Source organism: Xanthomonas sp. WHRI 8932A, assembly GCF_035012785.1.
Taxonomy (GTDB): Bacteria; Pseudomonadota; Gammaproteobacteria; order Xanthomonadales; family Xanthomonadaceae; genus Xanthomonas.
Genome location: NZ_JAYGQQ010000001.1, coordinates 455,277 through 471,103, shown reverse-complemented (window position 1 = coordinate 471,103; position 15,827 = coordinate 455,277). Strand labels below are relative to the sequence as shown.

11 protein-coding genes and 2 pseudogenes are annotated in these 15,827 nt (G+C 61.0%); 9 read left to right on the top strand and 4 right to left on the bottom strand.

The features are described 5' to 3' along the window. The first annotated feature begins 432 nt into the window (after positions 1–432). The 6 genes from VC212_RS02080 (at position 433) to VC212_RS02055 (ending at position 6,881) form a co-directional block, all read left to right on the top strand. Positions 433–963, top strand: coding sequence for a VOC family protein (locus VC212_RS02080; RefSeq protein WP_115561629.1), 531 nt, complete (start codon positions 433–435; stop codon positions 961–963). Next, positions 956–2,128, top strand: coding sequence for a tryptophan 2,3-dioxygenase family protein (locus VC212_RS02075; protein ID WP_323525940.1), 1,173 nt, complete (start codon positions 956–958; stop codon positions 2,126–2,128). The genes VC212_RS02080 and VC212_RS02075 overlap by 8 nt, the downstream gene beginning before the upstream one ends. A gap of 85 nt (positions 2,129–2,213) precedes the next feature. Next, positions 2,214–3,671, top strand: a complete 1,458-nt coding sequence (locus tag VC212_RS02070) for an FAD-dependent oxidoreductase (protein WP_323514210.1) — start codon at positions 2,214–2,216, stop codon at positions 3,669–3,671. 27 nt (positions 3,672–3,698) lie between these two features. Beyond that, positions 3,699–4,955: an aminotransferase class V-fold PLP-dependent enzyme gene (locus tag VC212_RS02065; RefSeq protein ID WP_323514209.1), complete on the top strand. Its 1,257-nt coding sequence runs from the start codon at positions 3,699–3,701 to the stop codon at positions 4,953–4,955. After that, positions 4,952–5,743 carry an SDR family oxidoreductase gene (locus tag VC212_RS02060; RefSeq protein ID WP_311240413.1) on the top strand — a complete coding sequence of 264 codons (792 nt, stop codon included), beginning with the start codon at positions 4,952–4,954 and terminating at the stop codon, positions 5,741–5,743. The genes VC212_RS02065 and VC212_RS02060 overlap by 4 nt, the downstream gene beginning before the upstream one ends. A 13-nt stretch (positions 5,744–5,756) precedes the next feature. Next, positions 5,757–6,881, top strand: coding sequence for a pyridoxal phosphate-dependent aminotransferase (locus tag VC212_RS02055; protein WP_323514208.1), 1,125 nt, complete (start codon positions 5,757–5,759; stop codon positions 6,879–6,881). A gap of 108 nt (positions 6,882–6,989) precedes the next feature. Here VC212_RS02055 and VC212_RS02050 read toward each other — a convergent pair whose 3' ends face one another. After that, positions 6,990–9,254, bottom strand: coding sequence for a methyl-accepting chemotaxis protein (locus VC212_RS02050; protein WP_323514207.1), 2,265 nt, complete (start codon positions 9,252–9,254; stop codon positions 6,990–6,992). A gap of 298 nt (positions 9,255–9,552) precedes the next feature. Here VC212_RS02050 and VC212_RS02045 point away from each other — a divergent pair, with 298 nt between their 5' ends. Beyond that, entirely contained in the window at positions 9,553–9,846 is a 294-nt protein-coding gene (locus VC212_RS02045) for a hypothetical protein (protein WP_055845404.1), read from the top strand. Between the two features lie 186 nt (positions 9,847–10,032). Here VC212_RS02045 and VC212_RS02040 read toward each other — a convergent pair. Further along, positions 10,033–10,140, bottom strand: a pseudogene (locus VC212_RS02040) (IS5/IS1182 family transposase); the annotation flags it as partial. A gap of 439 nt (positions 10,141–10,579) precedes the next feature. Here VC212_RS02040 and VC212_RS02035 point away from each other — a divergent pair. After that, a complete protein-coding gene (locus VC212_RS02035) occupies positions 10,580–12,508 on the top strand; it encodes an alpha-L-fucosidase (protein WP_323514206.1) in 1,929 nt (642 codons plus the stop codon). A 131-nt stretch (positions 12,509–12,639) separates the two neighbouring features. Continuing rightward, positions 12,640–12,899: pseudogene (locus tag VC212_RS02030) on the top strand (hypothetical protein). Between the two features lie 834 nt (positions 12,900–13,733). On the opposite strand, the gene VC212_RS02025 reads toward VC212_RS02030, so the two are convergent. Both VC212_RS02025 and VC212_RS02020 read right to left on the bottom strand, forming a co-directional pair. Continuing rightward, complete coding sequence (locus VC212_RS02025; RefSeq protein ID WP_323525939.1) at positions 13,734–14,330, bottom strand: hypothetical protein; 597 nt, start codon at positions 14,328–14,330, stop codon at positions 13,734–13,736. Between the two features lie 313 nt (positions 14,331–14,643). Beyond that, complete coding sequence (locus VC212_RS02020) at positions 14,644–15,666, bottom strand: hypothetical protein (protein WP_323514205.1); 1,023 nt, start codon at positions 15,664–15,666, stop codon at positions 14,644–14,646. Between the last annotated feature and the right edge of the window lie 161 nt (positions 15,667–15,827).

Here is a 15,827-nt window from a genome sequence, read left to right as displayed (position 1 = left end):
GGTACCTCCGATGATCTTCGGAAGATCTGCAGAGGACCACTTTGTGATGCATGTCTCGACGGATCTGCGTGCTCACCTGCAACTCTCGTGAAAAGTTGAATTTTCCCATCGGTAGCGATCTACGGCGCCCTCGGAAAAACTCGCGATCGATTGCAAATGCCTTCGAAAAATCGTTGAGGTATTACTAAAAATCTCCCGCTATAAGTGTTAAGTTCCATCTCGTTGTGGATGAGAACGCTTGCAGTCAGTCGGCTCTTCGCCAGCATCGCTGGTGGATGGGCTGCAAGGGGTAACTGCGTCCGACAGCTGCAGTCGCTATATAAAGCTGTGCGCAAGCGTGGCTGCGTGTTGTCGCTGGCTAGAAAATATGTGTTGAAGACCTTTCATTTAATTGAAAGTTGAATTTCTATGGGCGGAATATGGGAGTGCGGTATGTTGAGTAAACTTCATCATGTAGGTTATCGCTGCCGGGATGCGGCAGAAACAGTGGGTTTCTATGCAGATACCCTGGGTTTGAAGTTTGCGGCGGCATTGATTGACCACGTTCCTTCCAGTGGTCTGAAGGCCACCAATAATAATGTCTTCTTTGAAATGGAAGACGGCAGCTATATCTGTTTCTTCGAGGTGCTTGGCAGTGCGCTGCCGCTGGTGCCGGTCGAGGAGGACTGGGCGCAGCATCTTGCCCTTGAAGTACGCGACAGCGAGCGGGCCGACGCACTCTGCGCCCGCTTGCGCGACAGCGGCGTCGAGGTGGAGGGGCCGGTGATCCACGACGTGGCCGGGGATGGACGGCATGCCGAATTGGCCAAGTCGTGGTACTTCCGCGACCCGAATGGGCATCGCCTGGAGCTGATCGTCAAGCCGGAGGTGGCGCAAACGGCCATCTGGGACGATCTGGAGAAGATGGCTTACGCCAATCTTGCCGCGTGGACGCAACTGAAAAGGGAGCATTTGCTTGGATGATGCTGGCCGGTTGAGTGCAGAGCCCGACCTGGCATCGCAGCACCAGAAAGGCGCGCGGGCGGTCACGGCAAACTACTGGGACTACATCAAGGTCGAGCAGCTGCTGGCCCTGCAGGGAGGACTTGACGACGATGAGTCGGCGGTCAGCAACGACGAGGCCTTGTTCATCAGCGTGCACCAAGTCCACGAGCTGTGGTTCAAGCTGGTGCTGCGCGAGTTGACCTTGACCCGTGACATGCTCAATGCACCGGACGTGGCCGGGCATCAGGTGGTTGCCGGGGTGCGTTCGCTCCGTCGTGCAATCACGGTATTCGAGCAGGCGAATCAGCATTTTCGACTGATGGAGACGATGACGGCGCGCGACTTTCTGGAGTTTCGCGAGCGGTTGACGCCAGCCAGCGGGTTTCAATCGGCGCAACTGCGCGAGATCGAGATCCTGTTGGGTCTTGAAGATGCACAACGTATTTCCATCGGCGCGGGCTCCTATCGCGATGCGCTCAAACTGCCGGATGGCAGTCCCTCGACTGCTGCGCAACGTGTCGAAGCACGCGCCAAGGCCGGCCCATCCCTCAAGCAGTCTTTGTATGCATGGTTGACTCGGCTACCGATCGATGGCGCCACGACGCCAACAGCGAAGGAGCGCTTCGCACGGCGCTACATCCAGGCGATGCGCGCCGACAGCGAGCGTCGCTGGCGTCTGGCCGCTGAGCGTGGCAGCAGCATAGAAGAGCTGCAGCGGCTGCGTGCGCGGCATGCGGCGGAAGACGAGAGCGCCCAAGCATTCCTGCTGGCAGACGAGCACGCGCAGCTCGACGCGCCCGCCCACGACGCACACCGTGCGGTACGTGCGGCCTTGGTGTTTGTCGAAAGTCATCGTGAGTTGCCGCAGCTTGCGTGGCCGCGCGAACTGCTGGAAAGCGTGGTCGAGCTGGAACAGGCGATGTTGATCTGGCGGCAACGGCATGCGCGCATGGTGGAGCGCTTCATCGGCCGTCGCGTTGGCACCGGCGGTTCCGCCGGTGTGGACTACCTGGATCAGACCGCGCTGCGCTACCGAATTTTTGCCGAACTGTGGACGGCGCGCTCGTTGTTGCTGCGCACCGCCAGCGTGCCTGTGCTCGACAACCCGGATGGGTATGGATTCGCGATGGAGGGCGGCCGATGATGCCGGGGTTTGTCGTCGCCACCCGTTTGCTGTTTGTGTACGACCTGTCGCCATGCCTGATCGATATGGGCGCAGGGTGTGCGCCATGACCGATACGTCGCAGGTGCTGGTGGTCGGCGGCAGCATCGCCGGCTTGATGAGCGCACTGGCGTTTGCCAGACACGGCTACCAGGTGACCGTGCTTGAACGCGACGGGGTCGTCGGCGCGTCATCGCTGGCGCGCGATGCCCATCTGCCCACACCGCGCTGGTGGCGCAAAGGCGTGCCGCACGCGCGTCATACGCATGCGCTGGCCGCGCTGGGGCGGCTGGTGTTGCGCGAACGCGCGCCGGATATTTGGCAGGCGTTGCTGGATGCCGGTGCGGTCGAGATGCCGTTCGGCGCAACGCTTGCGCCAGGTGGCGCTGTGCCTCGCAACGACGATCCGGAATTGTTCGGTCTGTCGACGCGCCGCTCGTTGATCGAGGACGTCGTTCGTGCGGCGGTGCTGGCAGAGCCGAACATCAAGGTGCACGACGCGACCAGCGTTCATGGCCTGCTGGTTCGCACCGACGATGGTCCATTGGTGGAAGGGGTGTGCAGCTCGCGCGGTGAGCTGCGCGCGGCGCTGACCATCGATGCGCTGGGTCGTGGCTCGGCGTTCGGAAAATGGTTGCGACAGGCTGGTGTGCAGACGCCCGATACCTTGGTGGACAACTGCGGGCTCGCATATTTCACGCGGTGGTATCGCTGCCGGCAGCGGCCGAATGTGCAACTCACTGCGGGTTTTTCGGTGGGTGGCTATGCCGCGTCCAGTGGCTGCATCGTGTGTCCCGCCGATAACGGCTATGTCTCCATCACGCTGATGGCACCGCATGGCGATAGCGCATGGCATGCCATGGTTGAGCCAGCGGTGTTCACTGCAGCCGCATGCGCACACGCCGGCATCGCGCCCTGGCTCGACGCTGGCGTCTGCGAGCCGGTGTCGGATGTGCTGCGCTGGCCAGTGTGCGAAAACCGCTATCGGTCCGCGGTGGCGAGCGGCGCGCCGACCGTGGCTGGAACCATCACGGTCGGCGATGCGTTGTGCACCACCAATCCGACCTATACGCGCGGTATGTCCTTGGCGATGCGCTATGCATATGCCGTCGCCGATCTTGCGCATCGCGAAGGACTGGATGACCCGCTGCGGTTTGCCGTCGATGCCGACGCGCTTGCAGAGCGTCTTGTGCGGCCCTGGTACGTCGATAGCGTGGCGCAAGACCGCACGCGCAGCGCGCTGTGGGCCGGCGAACCGCCTGCATTTCAGTACCCGGATGCGATCGGTTTGCCGCACATCGCTGCCGCTGCGCGCCATGATGCAGTGGTCTGGCATGCATTGGCGCGGCGCATGGGAATGCTTGAAGACCCGTCTGCAATTTTCAATCGGCACGACGTCGTAACGCGGGTGCGCAGTCTTGCCGCGACACATCCCGTGCCATCGCCGGCCGCACCTTCGCGAGAGGCACTGCTGCAGCTGATCGCTCAGCACCGCGTCGCGGCCGAGCCCACCCTTGTTTCCTGATCTGCCGTTGCCGAGAGGACGTGTCTGATGCAATCACCGTGGGAATCCGACGCACCGGCTGTGCGGATGAAGCAACGTTTTTCGCTCGATCCAGGCGTCGCCTGTCTCAATCACGGCATGCTGGGGGCATGCCCCAACGCTGTACTGGAACGCCAGACGGCGTTTCGTGCGCAGATCGAGCGGCTGCCATCTGTGTTCATCCTGCGCGATTTACCGCGCTTACTGGATGCCTCGCGCGAGGCGCTGGCTGGGGTCATCGGCGCCGATCCAGTCGACCTGGTGTTGCTGCCCAATGTGACCACCGCATTGAGCGCGGTGCTGCGCTCGCGTTCTTTTGGGCCCGACGATGAGATTCTGACCACCAACCATGCGTATTTGTCTGCACGCAATCTGCTCGACTTTGTCTCCGGCAACACCGGGGCCACCGTGGTGGTTGCGCAGGTCGGCGTGCCGGTGTCGGACTCGCAGCATGTCGTGCAGGCCGTGCTGGAACGAGTCACCCCGCGCACGCGGCTTGCCGTGTTGGATCACGTCACCAGCCCCACCGGGATCGTATTTCCGATCAAAGCCCTTGTCGCGGCGCTGGCCGAACGTGGCATCGATACGGTGGTCGATGGTGCGCATGCACCAGGTATGTTGCCGTTGGACGTGCAGGCGATCGGAGCGGCGTATTACGCGGGCGATTGCCATAAATGGCTGTGCAGCCCGCGTGGTGCGGGATTTTTGCATGTGCGTCGCGATCGTCAGGCGGGCGTGCATCCGCCGGTGATCAGTCGCGGTTATGGCGACAACAGCAGCGCTCGCCCGCGGCTGCATCTGGAATTCGATTGGCTGGGTACCTCCGACCCGACGCCGTTGCTGTGCATTCCCGAAGCGATCGTTTTCCTGCAGAACGTGCTGCCTGGCGGCATACCTGCATTATTCGCACATCACCATGCGTTGGCGCTGCGCTGTGCGCACTACTTGACGGCGCGATTGCCGCTGAAACGCCTGGCCACCGACGAACACATGGGAAGCATGGTGGCGTTCGCGTTGCCGCCTCGCCTCTGCGCGGCATATCCCGATGCGGCCGCGCTGCAGGACTGGCTGTACGACACCCATGCCATCGACGTGGCAGTGAACGCCTGGCCAGACAACGCGAGCTACGTGCTGCGCGTTTCCATGCAGGTATATGCCGCGATGGAGGATGTGGTCCGACTGGGCGATGCGTTGCAAGGCGCCTTTGCTGCGCTGGACGAACGAGATGCGCTGATGCAGGCCGTCACTGCGGGAGTTGCGCGATGAATGCAATCGAGATCGATCGTCAACATGTGCTGATTACCGGCGGTGCAGGAGGTATCGGCGTCGAGCTGGTGCACGTTTTTGCGCAGGCCGGTTACAGGGTGAGCTTTACCTACCGCCCGGGGGAGGAGAGCCGGCAACGGGCGCAGGCGCTGCTCGATGAGGTCGGCGATCAGTACGTGCACGCATTGGAGCTGGATGTGGGCGACCAGCAGAGCCACGCGCAACTGATGCAGGCACTGTCTCTGCCGCTGGACATCGTGATCCATAACGCTGGCGTCGGCACCAAGACCGTTGAACGTGCTGCGGCCAGCTACAAGGAACAGGACGAGGTGTTTTTCCGGGTCAATACGCTGGGGCCGCTGTGGCTCAGCGAGGATGTGATCCCGAGCATGCTGGCGCGCGGACACGGCAAGATCGTGTTCATGAGCTCGGTGGACGGCGGAATCACGCACTTTCCGCGCTTTCGCGCTGCTGATGGCATGAGCAAGGCGGCGGTAGCGTTTCTGGGGCGTCAACTTGCGGCCACCTACGCCTGCACAGGCATCGATGTCTTCACTGTCTGTCCTGGCGCCACCGACACGCCGATGTTTCAGGCCAGTACCTTGAATGCCTTGTCGGCCGAACAACGCCAGGCGCTTGAAGCATCGCTGCCCGGCGGGCGGTTGATCGCGCCGCGGGAGATTGCCGACCTGTGCTTTTACCTGTGCCGCGATGAGGCACGCATTCTACGTGGCGCGGTGATCGATGCTTCGCTTGGGCTGGGCGTGTGCCCGGCCGTCATGGGATAAGGGAGTCTTACGCATGCCTGTGCCGTCAAACAGTTTTTGGGAGCAATGGCTCACCGCGCATCGTGCCAAGCCCGATGCCTGCGTCACCTATTCGTTGTCGCCTTCGCCGCCATTGCAGCGCTATCTGGCGCAGCTGGATCCTGCGCAGTCGCTGGATTGGACCGGCGAGGACTATCAAGGCTTGCCACTGCTGCGCGAACGGGTGCTGGCGCAGTATGGGTATGCCAGCACATGCGGGTTGCAGGATGTGCTGATCACCGCCGGCGCGCAGGAGGCGAACTATTTGGTGCTGACGCAGTTACTCGCTGCCGGCGATGAGTTCGTCATCGATGCACCGGGGTGGCAGCAACCGCTGGTGCTGGCACAGCAAATCGGTGCGGTGCCCAAGTTGGTAACGCGTTCGGAGGCATCCGGCTGGGCACTGGATATCGACCAGCTCGAAGCGTTGGTCACGCCCAAGACCAAGCTCATCTTCCTGTGCAATCCCAACAATCCGACTGGACGCGTGGAGAACCTGGCGACGCTGCAGCGCATTGTGGCTGCGGCAGAGCGTGTCGGGGCCTACATCCTTTCCGACGAGGTCTATCGCGGCCTGGAGTGGGACCGGCAAGAGACGCCACGCATCGCAACCCTTTACGACCGCGGAGTGAGTACCGGCAGCGTGTCGAAGCTGCTCGGCCTGCAGGGCTTGCGGACCGGCTGGATGGTGACGCGCGACCAAGCCTTGCTCAATGCGGCGATGGTGCTGCGCGAAAACACCAGCGAGATCATGAACGTGCTGGGGGAGCGCATCGCCGAGGTCGCGTTGCGACCGGAACATTTCGATGCGACGGTCGAGCACTCGCGTGCGATGGGGCGCGCGCGAATTGATCTGCTGGATCGCTTTGTCGCCGAGCAGCCGGCACTGACATGGCAGCGGCCGCAGGCAGGCCTGCTCGGTCTTGCGCATCTCAATTTGCCGATCGACGCCGATGCCTTCAGTCGCCGGTTGCTTGCGCCGCCGTTTAAGACATTTGTGATGTCCGGTGGTGCGTATGCATGCCCGCAGCACCTGCGGTTGGGGGCGGGCGGGGTGTCGCCTGCGGAACTGGAGCTGGGTCTGGCGCGGATGGCGCAGTTGCTGGCCGAGTGGAGCTGATCGCTGTCTCGTCGTCATTGACTGGAGGGCAATCGGATGCAATGCAGAAGGCCGGCTGCTCACGCAGCCGGCCTTCGTATTGCGCCATTTCTTGCTAAAAACGCCGTCTTAGAACTCTTGCCAATCCGCACCATTGCTGGACGCGCTGGCGACCACCGCCGGTCTGGCTGGACGCTTGATCGATGTCGCGGCAACGCGTGGCTTCGCTGCGGCAACGCCGGCCGGCTTCTTGGGATGCAGCACGGTCGGTGCAGCTGCGCGCACACCTGACGGGCGTTCGGCTTCGATCTTGAAGATCGACACCGCCTGCCTGAGCTGCACGGCCTGCTCTTCCATCGAGCGAGCGGCGGCGGTGGCCTCTTCCACCAGCGCGGCATTCTGCTGGGTGGTTTCGTCCATCTGGGTGACGGTGAGGTTGACCTGTTCGATACCGGCCGACTGCTCCTGCGAAGCGGCGGAAATTTCGCCCATGATGTCGGTGACGCGCTGCACGCTGGCCACGATCTCGGCCATCGTGGTGCCGGCGCTGTGCACCAGTGCCGAGCCTTCGGCCACACGCTCGACCGAATCGTCGATCAGGCTCTTGATCTCCTTGGCCGCAGCGGTGGAGCGCTGGGCGAGGGTGCGCACTTCGCTGGCGACCACCGCAAAACCGCGGCCTTGTTCGCCGGCGCGTGCGGCTTCGACCGCTGCGTTGAGTGCCAGGATGTTGGTCTGGAAGGAGATGCCGTCGATGACGCTGATGATGTCGGCGATCTTCTTGGACGAGGCTTCGATGCCGGTCATGGTGCCCACGACCTTGCTGACGATGTCGCCGCCCTGCGAGGCGACGCTTGCGGCACCGATCGCCAGCTGATTGGCCTGGCGCGCATGTTCGGCGTTCTGGCGCACGGTGGAGGTGAGTTCTTCCATCGATGCGGCGGTTTCTTCCAGGTTGGCGGCCTGCTGCTCGGTACGTTGCGACAGATCCTGATTGCCGGCGGCAATTTCGCTGGCGGCCGAATTGATCGACACGGCCGAGTGCTGGATGCGCCCAACAATTTCGGCCAGCTGTGTGGCGGTGGCATTGGCGTCGTCGCGCATCTGTGCGAACACCCCCTTGAAGTCGCCACTCATGCGTGCGGTCAGGTCGCCTGCGGCGATGGATTGCAGCAGCGACGACAGCGATTGCAGATTGCCATCGGCGGTAGCCATCAGCTGGTTGAGGCTGTCGACCATGATGTGGAAGTCGTACTGGAAGCGGTCGGCATCGCCGCGCGCGCTGAAATCGCCGTTGGCCGCCGACTGCGCCAGCTGCTTGATCTCGGTATTCATCGCCGACAGGTTGGCCTTGACCTCGTTCATGGTCTGGGTGAGCACGGCTTTTTCGCCGGGCAGCGCGTCCATGCTTTCGCTCAGGTCGCCGATGGCATAGCGGCCCATGATACGCGCGAGCGTGGTCTGCACGGCCAGATGCGAGGCGACCAGGGTGTTGGTGTCCTGCGCCATGCGGCCGTAGTCGCCGGGAAATGCATTGGCATCGATGCGGAAACTGATCTGCCCTTCGTTATGGCGCTTGGCCATGTCGCCCTGTGCGCTGAGCAAGGCTTGCAGCTGTGTCTGCATACCGCTCATGGCGCGCAGCAGGCGGCCGGTTTCGTCTTTTGCATCGGTCTGGACGTTGTTATCCAACTGACCATTGGCGATGGCCTCGGCTGCCTTGGTCGCACGCGCGAGCGGCTGGGTCAGGCTGCGGGTGATCAGCCAGGCCAGCAGGCTGCTGATCGCCACAACAGCGATGCCGCCCAGGCTGATCAGCAGCTTGCCGCGTTTCATCGATGCAACCGCTTCGGTATAGGCCTGATGGCTCTGATCTTCCTGGCGGGTAACCAGCTCGCGGATCTTGTCCTGCCACGCCATGGTGGCCGGGCGTGCCTTCGCACTCAGCAGCGCCTGCGCCGGTGCATTGTCGTCTGCGGCCGCCAGTTTCATGACCTCGTCGTTGATCTTGGCCGAGATCGTGCGCCGCTCGTCCAGCACTGCGCGAATCTTGCGGCCTTCCTCCGAGCTGGGCAGCGTGTCGAGCTTGGCGCGCAGGTCGCTGTAGCGCTGGCGTTGCTCCTTGATGGTCGCCAGCGCTTCGGCGTCGAGCTCCGCGCTGGTTGCCATCGCGTACGTGCCCAGCGCGATCAAAATTGTGGAGTTCGCGTCCAGCATGCCGTTGCCGATCTGGATCTTGGCCATGCGATCCAGAACGATAAAGTCCAATTGCTGCTTGGCGTTGGCCATGGTGACCAGGCCGATCGCCACGAGCAGGCTCGACAGCAAGATCAGGATTCCAAATGCAGCGCCTAGGCGGCGGCCGACGTTATAGCGTTGCAAATAAGCAGTCATGTGGGTGGTCCTGGTGTCCATAAAGAAGGCACCGACCCGCGGGCGCGTGAAGTACGCGTGATGGCTCGGCAACGGGTTAGCGACCAACCACCACAGAACTGAAATCCTGCGGCCGAGCTCGCGTTTAGCCGGTATTTGTCCCGCGCTGTCAGGGAAAAACCGACTGACAATGCGCTGGATTTCTGGTGTTCATCGCCCAGGCCATTGCGCGGCCGGTGACTGATCAGGCGCACTGCACATTGCCGTTGACGTACAGGCGCTACGCTGCGGCACTCTCAATGCTCGCGGTACGCTTGGAATGGACACTCGTAACGAGGAATGGATGCGCGCAGTGACCGATGCGCTCAGCGACCTGTTGGCCGCGCGTGTTGCGCAGGCCACGCTGCTGGAAGCCATGCTGGTGTCGCATCCCGATCCGGCGGCCTTGCGGAAGGCCTGGGACGAACTGTCGTCTCAGCGGATCGCGATCGTTGCACAGAACAAGGCAGTCGCCTCGGTGGAACGGCCAATGGATGAGTACACGCTGGAACAATTCCAGGCCTGGGAAGAAAAGTTTCGTCGCTATTTTCCGCGCGATGTGGATAGGCAATAGATTCGCGGTCGAGCGTTCTCGCCGCTGTAGAAAACGCAAAGCAACAGACGGAGAGCGGTGTATCTCCGTGACGCCTGCTTGCTGGCCCCGACGATGAAAGCTCCGCACAACCTGCGGGATGCTTGAAGTTCAAATGCTACGGTCGAGATGACGCGCGTCGTGGGCTTGAGCTTGGCAAATGTCGCGAGATGGGGACTCGTGCAGCGTTTTATCCATTGCCGGATCGCTGGCGTCCCAATGCTGCAGCAGATCAATCCGCAGCATCCTCGTTAGTGCGTACGGCTGACGACCAGGGCTTCTTGGCATCGAGGGGGCTGCACAAGCAGCCCAAGCAATTGCTATGACGCAACGTTTCTGTGGCCCGCGCACTTCAGTGCAGCCAAAATAGGGCGCCTGCGGTCAATCGTGATGACAAAAAATGGCGGATGTTGGCCCGCCCAGGCTGTCGTGCGGTCTTTGTTGGGTGTCATCAGTCAGTCATTAGTTGTCGCTGTTCACGCAGCTCGCTTCGCGTGCGGAAGATGAGTCGCCATGCAAGCGCCAACAGCGCAGTGTGGAAAGACAATCGGCCGTCAAACCAGACTTCCGCGCAGCGTGCGTCGCACGCGGTTCAAGGCCAGCCGCGCAGCGGCCTGTGCGCGGTGCCTTGCATCACCGCCTGTTGCTTCGGGGGTAGGACTCTTTCGCCTTTGGAAAAGCTAAGATCGAAACTTGTGCAAAATCGGAGGCGCCAATGATCGATCGTCGTACTTTTCTTGCCACGGGTGTGGTGGCCGCTGCCGCCAGCTTCAGTTCCCCGGCGGCGCGGATCACGCAGACGCCGCGCGCAAACGGGCCGGCACCGTGGGGTGCGCTGCCCAGCAAGCGACAGCTACGGTGGCATCGGTGGGAGCAATACGCCTTCGTGCATTTTGCGATGAATACTTTCACTGACAAGGAATGGGGCTACGGCGACGAGGATCCGCGCAAATTCGATCCCAGCGATTTTTCAGCCGATCAGATCGTCGCTGCTGCCAAGGCGGGCAATCTGAAAGGGCTCATTTTTACGGCCAAGCACCACGATGGGTTCTGTCTCTGGCCGACGCGTTTGACCGAGCATTGCATCCGGAACTCGCCGTACAAGAACGGCAAAGGCGACATCGTTGGTGAGATGGCCGCGGCGTGTCGACGCGCTGGCCTGGCGTTCGGCCTCTATCTCTCGCCCTGGGATCGCAACCACGCCGAGTATGGGCGGCCCGGCTATCTCGACTATTTCCGCAAGCAGATCGTCGAACTCTGCACGGGCTATGGCGACCTGTTCGAGTTCTGGTTCGATGGCGCCAATGGTGGCGACGGCTATTACGGTGGAGCGCGCGAAGCGCGCAAGATCGATGCGCCCGCTTACTACAACTGGCCACGCATGATCGAGCTGGTGCATCGGCACCAGCCGATGGCCTGCACCTTCGACCCGCTCGGCGCCGATATCCGGTGGGGCGGCAACGAGGACGGTGTCGCCGGCGATCCGTCCTGGCCCACCATGCCCAATGCGCCCTACACACAGGAAAACGGCAATTCCGGGGTGCGCGGAGGGGCGCTGTGGTGGCCGGCCGAAACCAACACCTCGATCCGCCCGGGCTGGTTCTACCATGCCGATGAAGACGGCAAGGTGCGCAGCCCGGAGAATCTGGTGCGCTATTTCGACACCTCGGTGGCGCGCGGCACCAACATGAACCTCAATCTCCCGCCCGACCGACGCGGCCGCATCGCCGACCACGACGTGGCGGTGCTGCAGAGTTTCGGCGACGCAATCCGCGCCAGCTTCGCCATCGATCTGGCCAAGGGCGCCAAGGCCAGCGCCAGCGCGTCGCGCGGTCCCGGGTTCGAGCCGGCGCGCGTGCTTGATCGGCAGCCGGACAGCTACTGGTCCACACCGGATGACGTCACCACGCCGACGCTGACGCTGGACCTGTCGGCGGTGCACAGCTTCGATTTGATCCGGTTGCGCGAGTACCTGCCGCTGGGCGTGCGCGTCACCCGCTTTGCGGTCGAAGCCGAGGTCGATGGGCAATGGCAGCGGCTGGCCGAAGCGCAGTGCATCGGTGCACAGCGGATCGTGCGGCTGGAGCGCCCGGTTGCCGCGCGCCGGGTGCGCCTGGTCGTGCTTGAGGCGCCGGTGTGCCCGGCGATCAGCGAATTCGCGCTGTTCCGCGCCGTGGCGCCGGTGCCGGTGGCACGCCCCACGGCAAACGCGCCGGACGTGCTGTCCACCGCCGGTTGGCGCATCGTCGAGGCAAGCGCGCCAGGGGCGGACACGTTGCTGGACGACAATGCCAGCACGATCTGGATCACGCCCGCTCCCACGCCGGGCCATCCCGCGCAGGTGACCATGGACCTCGGCGCGCTGCATCAGGTGGCCGGTTTCAGCCTCACGCCCTCGCGCACGGTGATGAACGGTGCGGCGCCACCGAAGGGCTATCGCGCCGAAACCAGCGAAGATGGTCAACGCTGGCAGCCGGCCGGCGCCGGCGAGCTATCCAATATCGCCTACGCGCTCTCGACCCAGCGCCTGAATTTCCCCGAGGTCCGCCAGATCCGCTACCTACGGCTGTCGTTCGCTGAAACGGCGGTGCCCGCAGAGCGGCTGGCGATCGCGGGTATCGGTGCGTTTTCGCGCTTGCGCTAAGCGCTTGCCTCCCTCGCGGCCAAGCGCTGCGAGGGAGTGCATCGCTGGAGCGAGGCAGTTTCGCAGGCGTGAGAATGCGCGAGCGGCGGTGAAGCTGTGCCTCCCGGACGACGCGCGATGGTGCGTGGCGCATTACGCAGGCAACCTGGTGGGTATGGAACAGAAACAGCATGAGCGGATGCAGGCCGCGACCGAAGCGCCTGGCGATCTGCTGGACGCGCGCGTGGCCACGACCGTTGTTCGAAGTGATGCCGGTGTCGCATCCGGATCCGGTCATGCGCCGCAAAGCGTGGGACGAGCTGTCGTCGCAACGCATCGCTTACGTGGCCAAGCAAAAAACGGTGGCCGACGATCCACGTCCCATGGAGGGGTACATCACACGCTTGCGTAGTTCCTGGCATGGGATGAGACGCTCAATCGTTGTTTCCCCCGGTGTCTGGACATGGGCGATAAGCAAGATTGAATCGCCTGACCTGAGCACGGTGTGCAACTGGTACAGGACGTCGGTTGCGGGTCTCATTCGAGCTGGCATCGTCGCAAGGCACCGATTGTCATTCACTGTCGGTGGCTGGGATGCATGCGCCAGGCTTTCAGCGGCAATGCCATTGTGTACCGTCGTTGCTAGCTGGATCAGACTCGGCGGAATAGAGCAGTGTTTGTCAGTGGTATCGAGCGCCGCATCGCGACCAATAGCAATCAACACAGTACTGACGAGCTGAGTGTTGCCCGAAGACAGCCTGGCGGGTTAGCCAACTCGCATCGCCGGCAGGTGCAGGCTTCCCAAATCAGCCCGGAAGCGGTAGTGCCTTCATTTCGATAACGAAGACCATCTTGATGGCTGCACGCTGGAGCGATTTCAGGGGGGGATATGGATTTCTCCGCTATTTTTAGCGCGATCCTGATGCGTCAATAGTGGGCAGCTGGGGGGCTACACCATCTTCGCGAGATCGCAGACATCATTGCATGACACATCTGCGTGCATCCTGCATGACCATCGCAATGATTCTGCGGCAAGATGCCAACGACGCATTTGCTGTGCAATCATTCGCCATCCTCGGCGCTGCAGTCAGTCAGTGGTTAAATTGCTCCGTCACCAGCTCGGCGCGAAGCATTGGCGTTTGCCTTCTGCCACGCTTCCTATGACGTCCGTGCCTGCTCAACAGAGCAGACACGGACGCGACCGTTACTTTGAGTGAACGAGCTGATTGCTGCTCAATATTTTCTGTCAGGTCGGGATGTATTCGCAACTTTTGTAGCGAAATTCAGGGAGGTAGCCATCCTTGTCGTACGGAGCGCCGTTATATTCGCAGCGAAAGTTAGCGCCACCCATCCAGGTCTTCTTATAGCCAGCTTCGCAACTGCCATTCTGGAACCATCCGGTATTGACATGTGTGACATGGGTGCGGCCCCACCGTTCGCCGACCAAGATCGCTGGAGCGTATGCCGAGTGCGCTTTCGGAGGGCAGGAGTTCTCTTCAGCCTTTTCATTGCATTCTGTCCAGCTATTACTGAAGTTCCCCGAAAGGGATAATCCGGGAATCTTGAGCGGCAGTTCCCAGCTTCCGCCCATGTCGAAGCTTTGGTCTCGGCATGCGCCGCGCGTTGTGGACTCCGTGGAGGTCGGGCAATGTGCTTCGTCCCCGTAGCATACCGAAAGGGTTCCGTGATCTTCGTAGAAAGACTTTTGATTTTTTCCTAGCCATCCTCCGAAGGTGGTGAACATGTGTTTGTCCGGTGGTGATGCCGCCTGGGTGGTTCCCACCAAAGTCAACGCCAATAGAACGGGGACTAGGTACTTACTTATTTTTTTGATCATGATCATCTCTGTTCGGTTGTTTAAATTTTTAGGGGGGGTATTTCTGGTGTGGCTTGGCCCAATGCGGGTTAAATTTCGCTGGATATCAATAATCTGCAGGTGCGCAATAGGTGATGGGTGTTTTTTATTTTTTTATATGTGGGTTTTTTCAAGCGTTACGTGCATTGCTGCTCTATCAATTGATCCGGTTGGTCCGGATCAATGTGCTTTAAAAAAACGGCGGGTAATTTCTTGGTGTTTAAGATTATTTATTGCATGGCCCGCAGCACAGCTGGCTAGGTCATGCATGTGCGTGCTGGTTGGAGTTGGACGAGTGCTCTCAGCTGTGACCCTGCAGCAAAGATTCCAGCATTTTCCGTTCTTGAGGCGACGCAGAGGGGCGTGCTACTGCGGTCAGCAGGGTCGACTTTAGTGGAGGAGTGAGTTCAACCTCTCCACTTGCGATCGCATTGAGCGTCTGTCTCACCAGCGGTTCGGTTGCACCGCCTCTCAGGTAGTCGACCGCAGCATCTGCTGCGGCATCGGGGGCGGAGAGTCGGTAAACCTTCTGGGCCGCCAATGCCTTCACCACATCGTCGCCGTTTCCAGTGGCAACCGAATTCAGCTGGGAAATCGCGTTTCTTCTGAGGGACATCGCATCCTTGGATGTGTCTTCTTCGATCGTGCCAATAAAGTTCAACGCAGCGACCGATGTAGGTACGTCGCTGGCGTGGCTATTGAGAGTGGACATCGCTTCGGACAGCGTTTCCCTGGAAGCTGTGCCAGGAAAGTTTGAATACGTTTTGTACATCGCAGTGTAGAGGCTGGAGTCCTTGCTTTTCCAGATGCGACTCGCCTCGTCTACCATCATTTTTCTGCCGGACTCGCTGCGAACAATCATGTTTTGAATAATTTCGCGATTGGCAGCGTCTTTTGCGGGTATTTTTGCATAATAATCAGCCACCGCCTTGCGTGCTTCCGGGCTGGAGTCGATTGTGTTGAGTAAGCGGGCCATGAAGATTTTTTGTTGCGCCTGGGACATGGCATGACCTTGATCCCAACGATCAAAAAAATCCTGTAAGCGGTGCTGGACTTCGCTCGGGCCAAAGGGCTTTTCGCTGTCAGCATCTATGAAATCGCTGAATTCGCTCCCGCTCATCTTTGCATGCTCCGTCTGCGGAGCGTGGCGACCTCCGACAGGGTTGAGCGTCTGGGGTACGCGGCTTGCGTCAACGTTGTTGTCGCTGCTTGATTGAAATCCAAGATAAGCCAATGAGCACACTCCAATGACTGCCACGAGTCCTCCGATGACGAATGGCGCGGCCGGCTTTCCCGGATGGGTATATCTAATGTTGTCAGTCATTGATTTTTCTCGGGCGTATAATTAGCTGGATATTCAGTAAATTTGAAATTGACGGGGCATAACATTGCGGTATGCGTGAATGCTAGTTGCTCTGGCTAATGGGGTATGCATCTGCCGACGTGGGGTCTGTGACTAGGTCTTTTTTTGTTTCTAAGTCGTGA

Coding starts and splice junctions, on each gene's coding strand:
- VC212_RS02035 (WP_323514206.1), top strand. CDS start 10,580: ATGATCGATCGTCGTACTTTTCTTGCCACGGGTGTGGTGGCCGCTGCC.
- VC212_RS02025 (WP_323525939.1), bottom strand. CDS start 14,330: ATGATCATGATCAAAAAAATAAGTAAGTACCTAGTCCCCGTTCTATTG.
- VC212_RS02020 (WP_323514205.1), bottom strand. CDS start 15,666: ATGACTGACAACATTAGATATACCCATCCGGGAAAGCCGGCCGCGCCA.
- VC212_RS02045 (WP_055845404.1), top strand. CDS start 9,553: ATGGACACTCGTAACGAGGAATGGATGCGCGCAGTGACCGATGCGCTC.
- VC212_RS02060 (WP_311240413.1), top strand. CDS start 4,952: ATGAATGCAATCGAGATCGATCGTCAACATGTGCTGATTACCGGCGGT.
- VC212_RS02070 (WP_323514210.1), top strand. CDS start 2,214: ATGACCGATACGTCGCAGGTGCTGGTGGTCGGCGGCAGCATCGCCGGC.
- VC212_RS02080 (WP_115561629.1), top strand. CDS start 433: ATGTTGAGTAAACTTCATCATGTAGGTTATCGCTGCCGGGATGCGGCA.
- VC212_RS02055 (WP_323514208.1), top strand. CDS start 5,757: ATGCCTGTGCCGTCAAACAGTTTTTGGGAGCAATGGCTCACCGCGCAT.
- VC212_RS02065 (WP_323514209.1), top strand. CDS start 3,699: ATGCAATCACCGTGGGAATCCGACGCACCGGCTGTGCGGATGAAGCAA.
- VC212_RS02050 (WP_323514207.1), bottom strand. CDS start 9,254: ATGACTGCTTATTTGCAACGCTATAACGTCGGCCGCCGCCTAGGCGCT.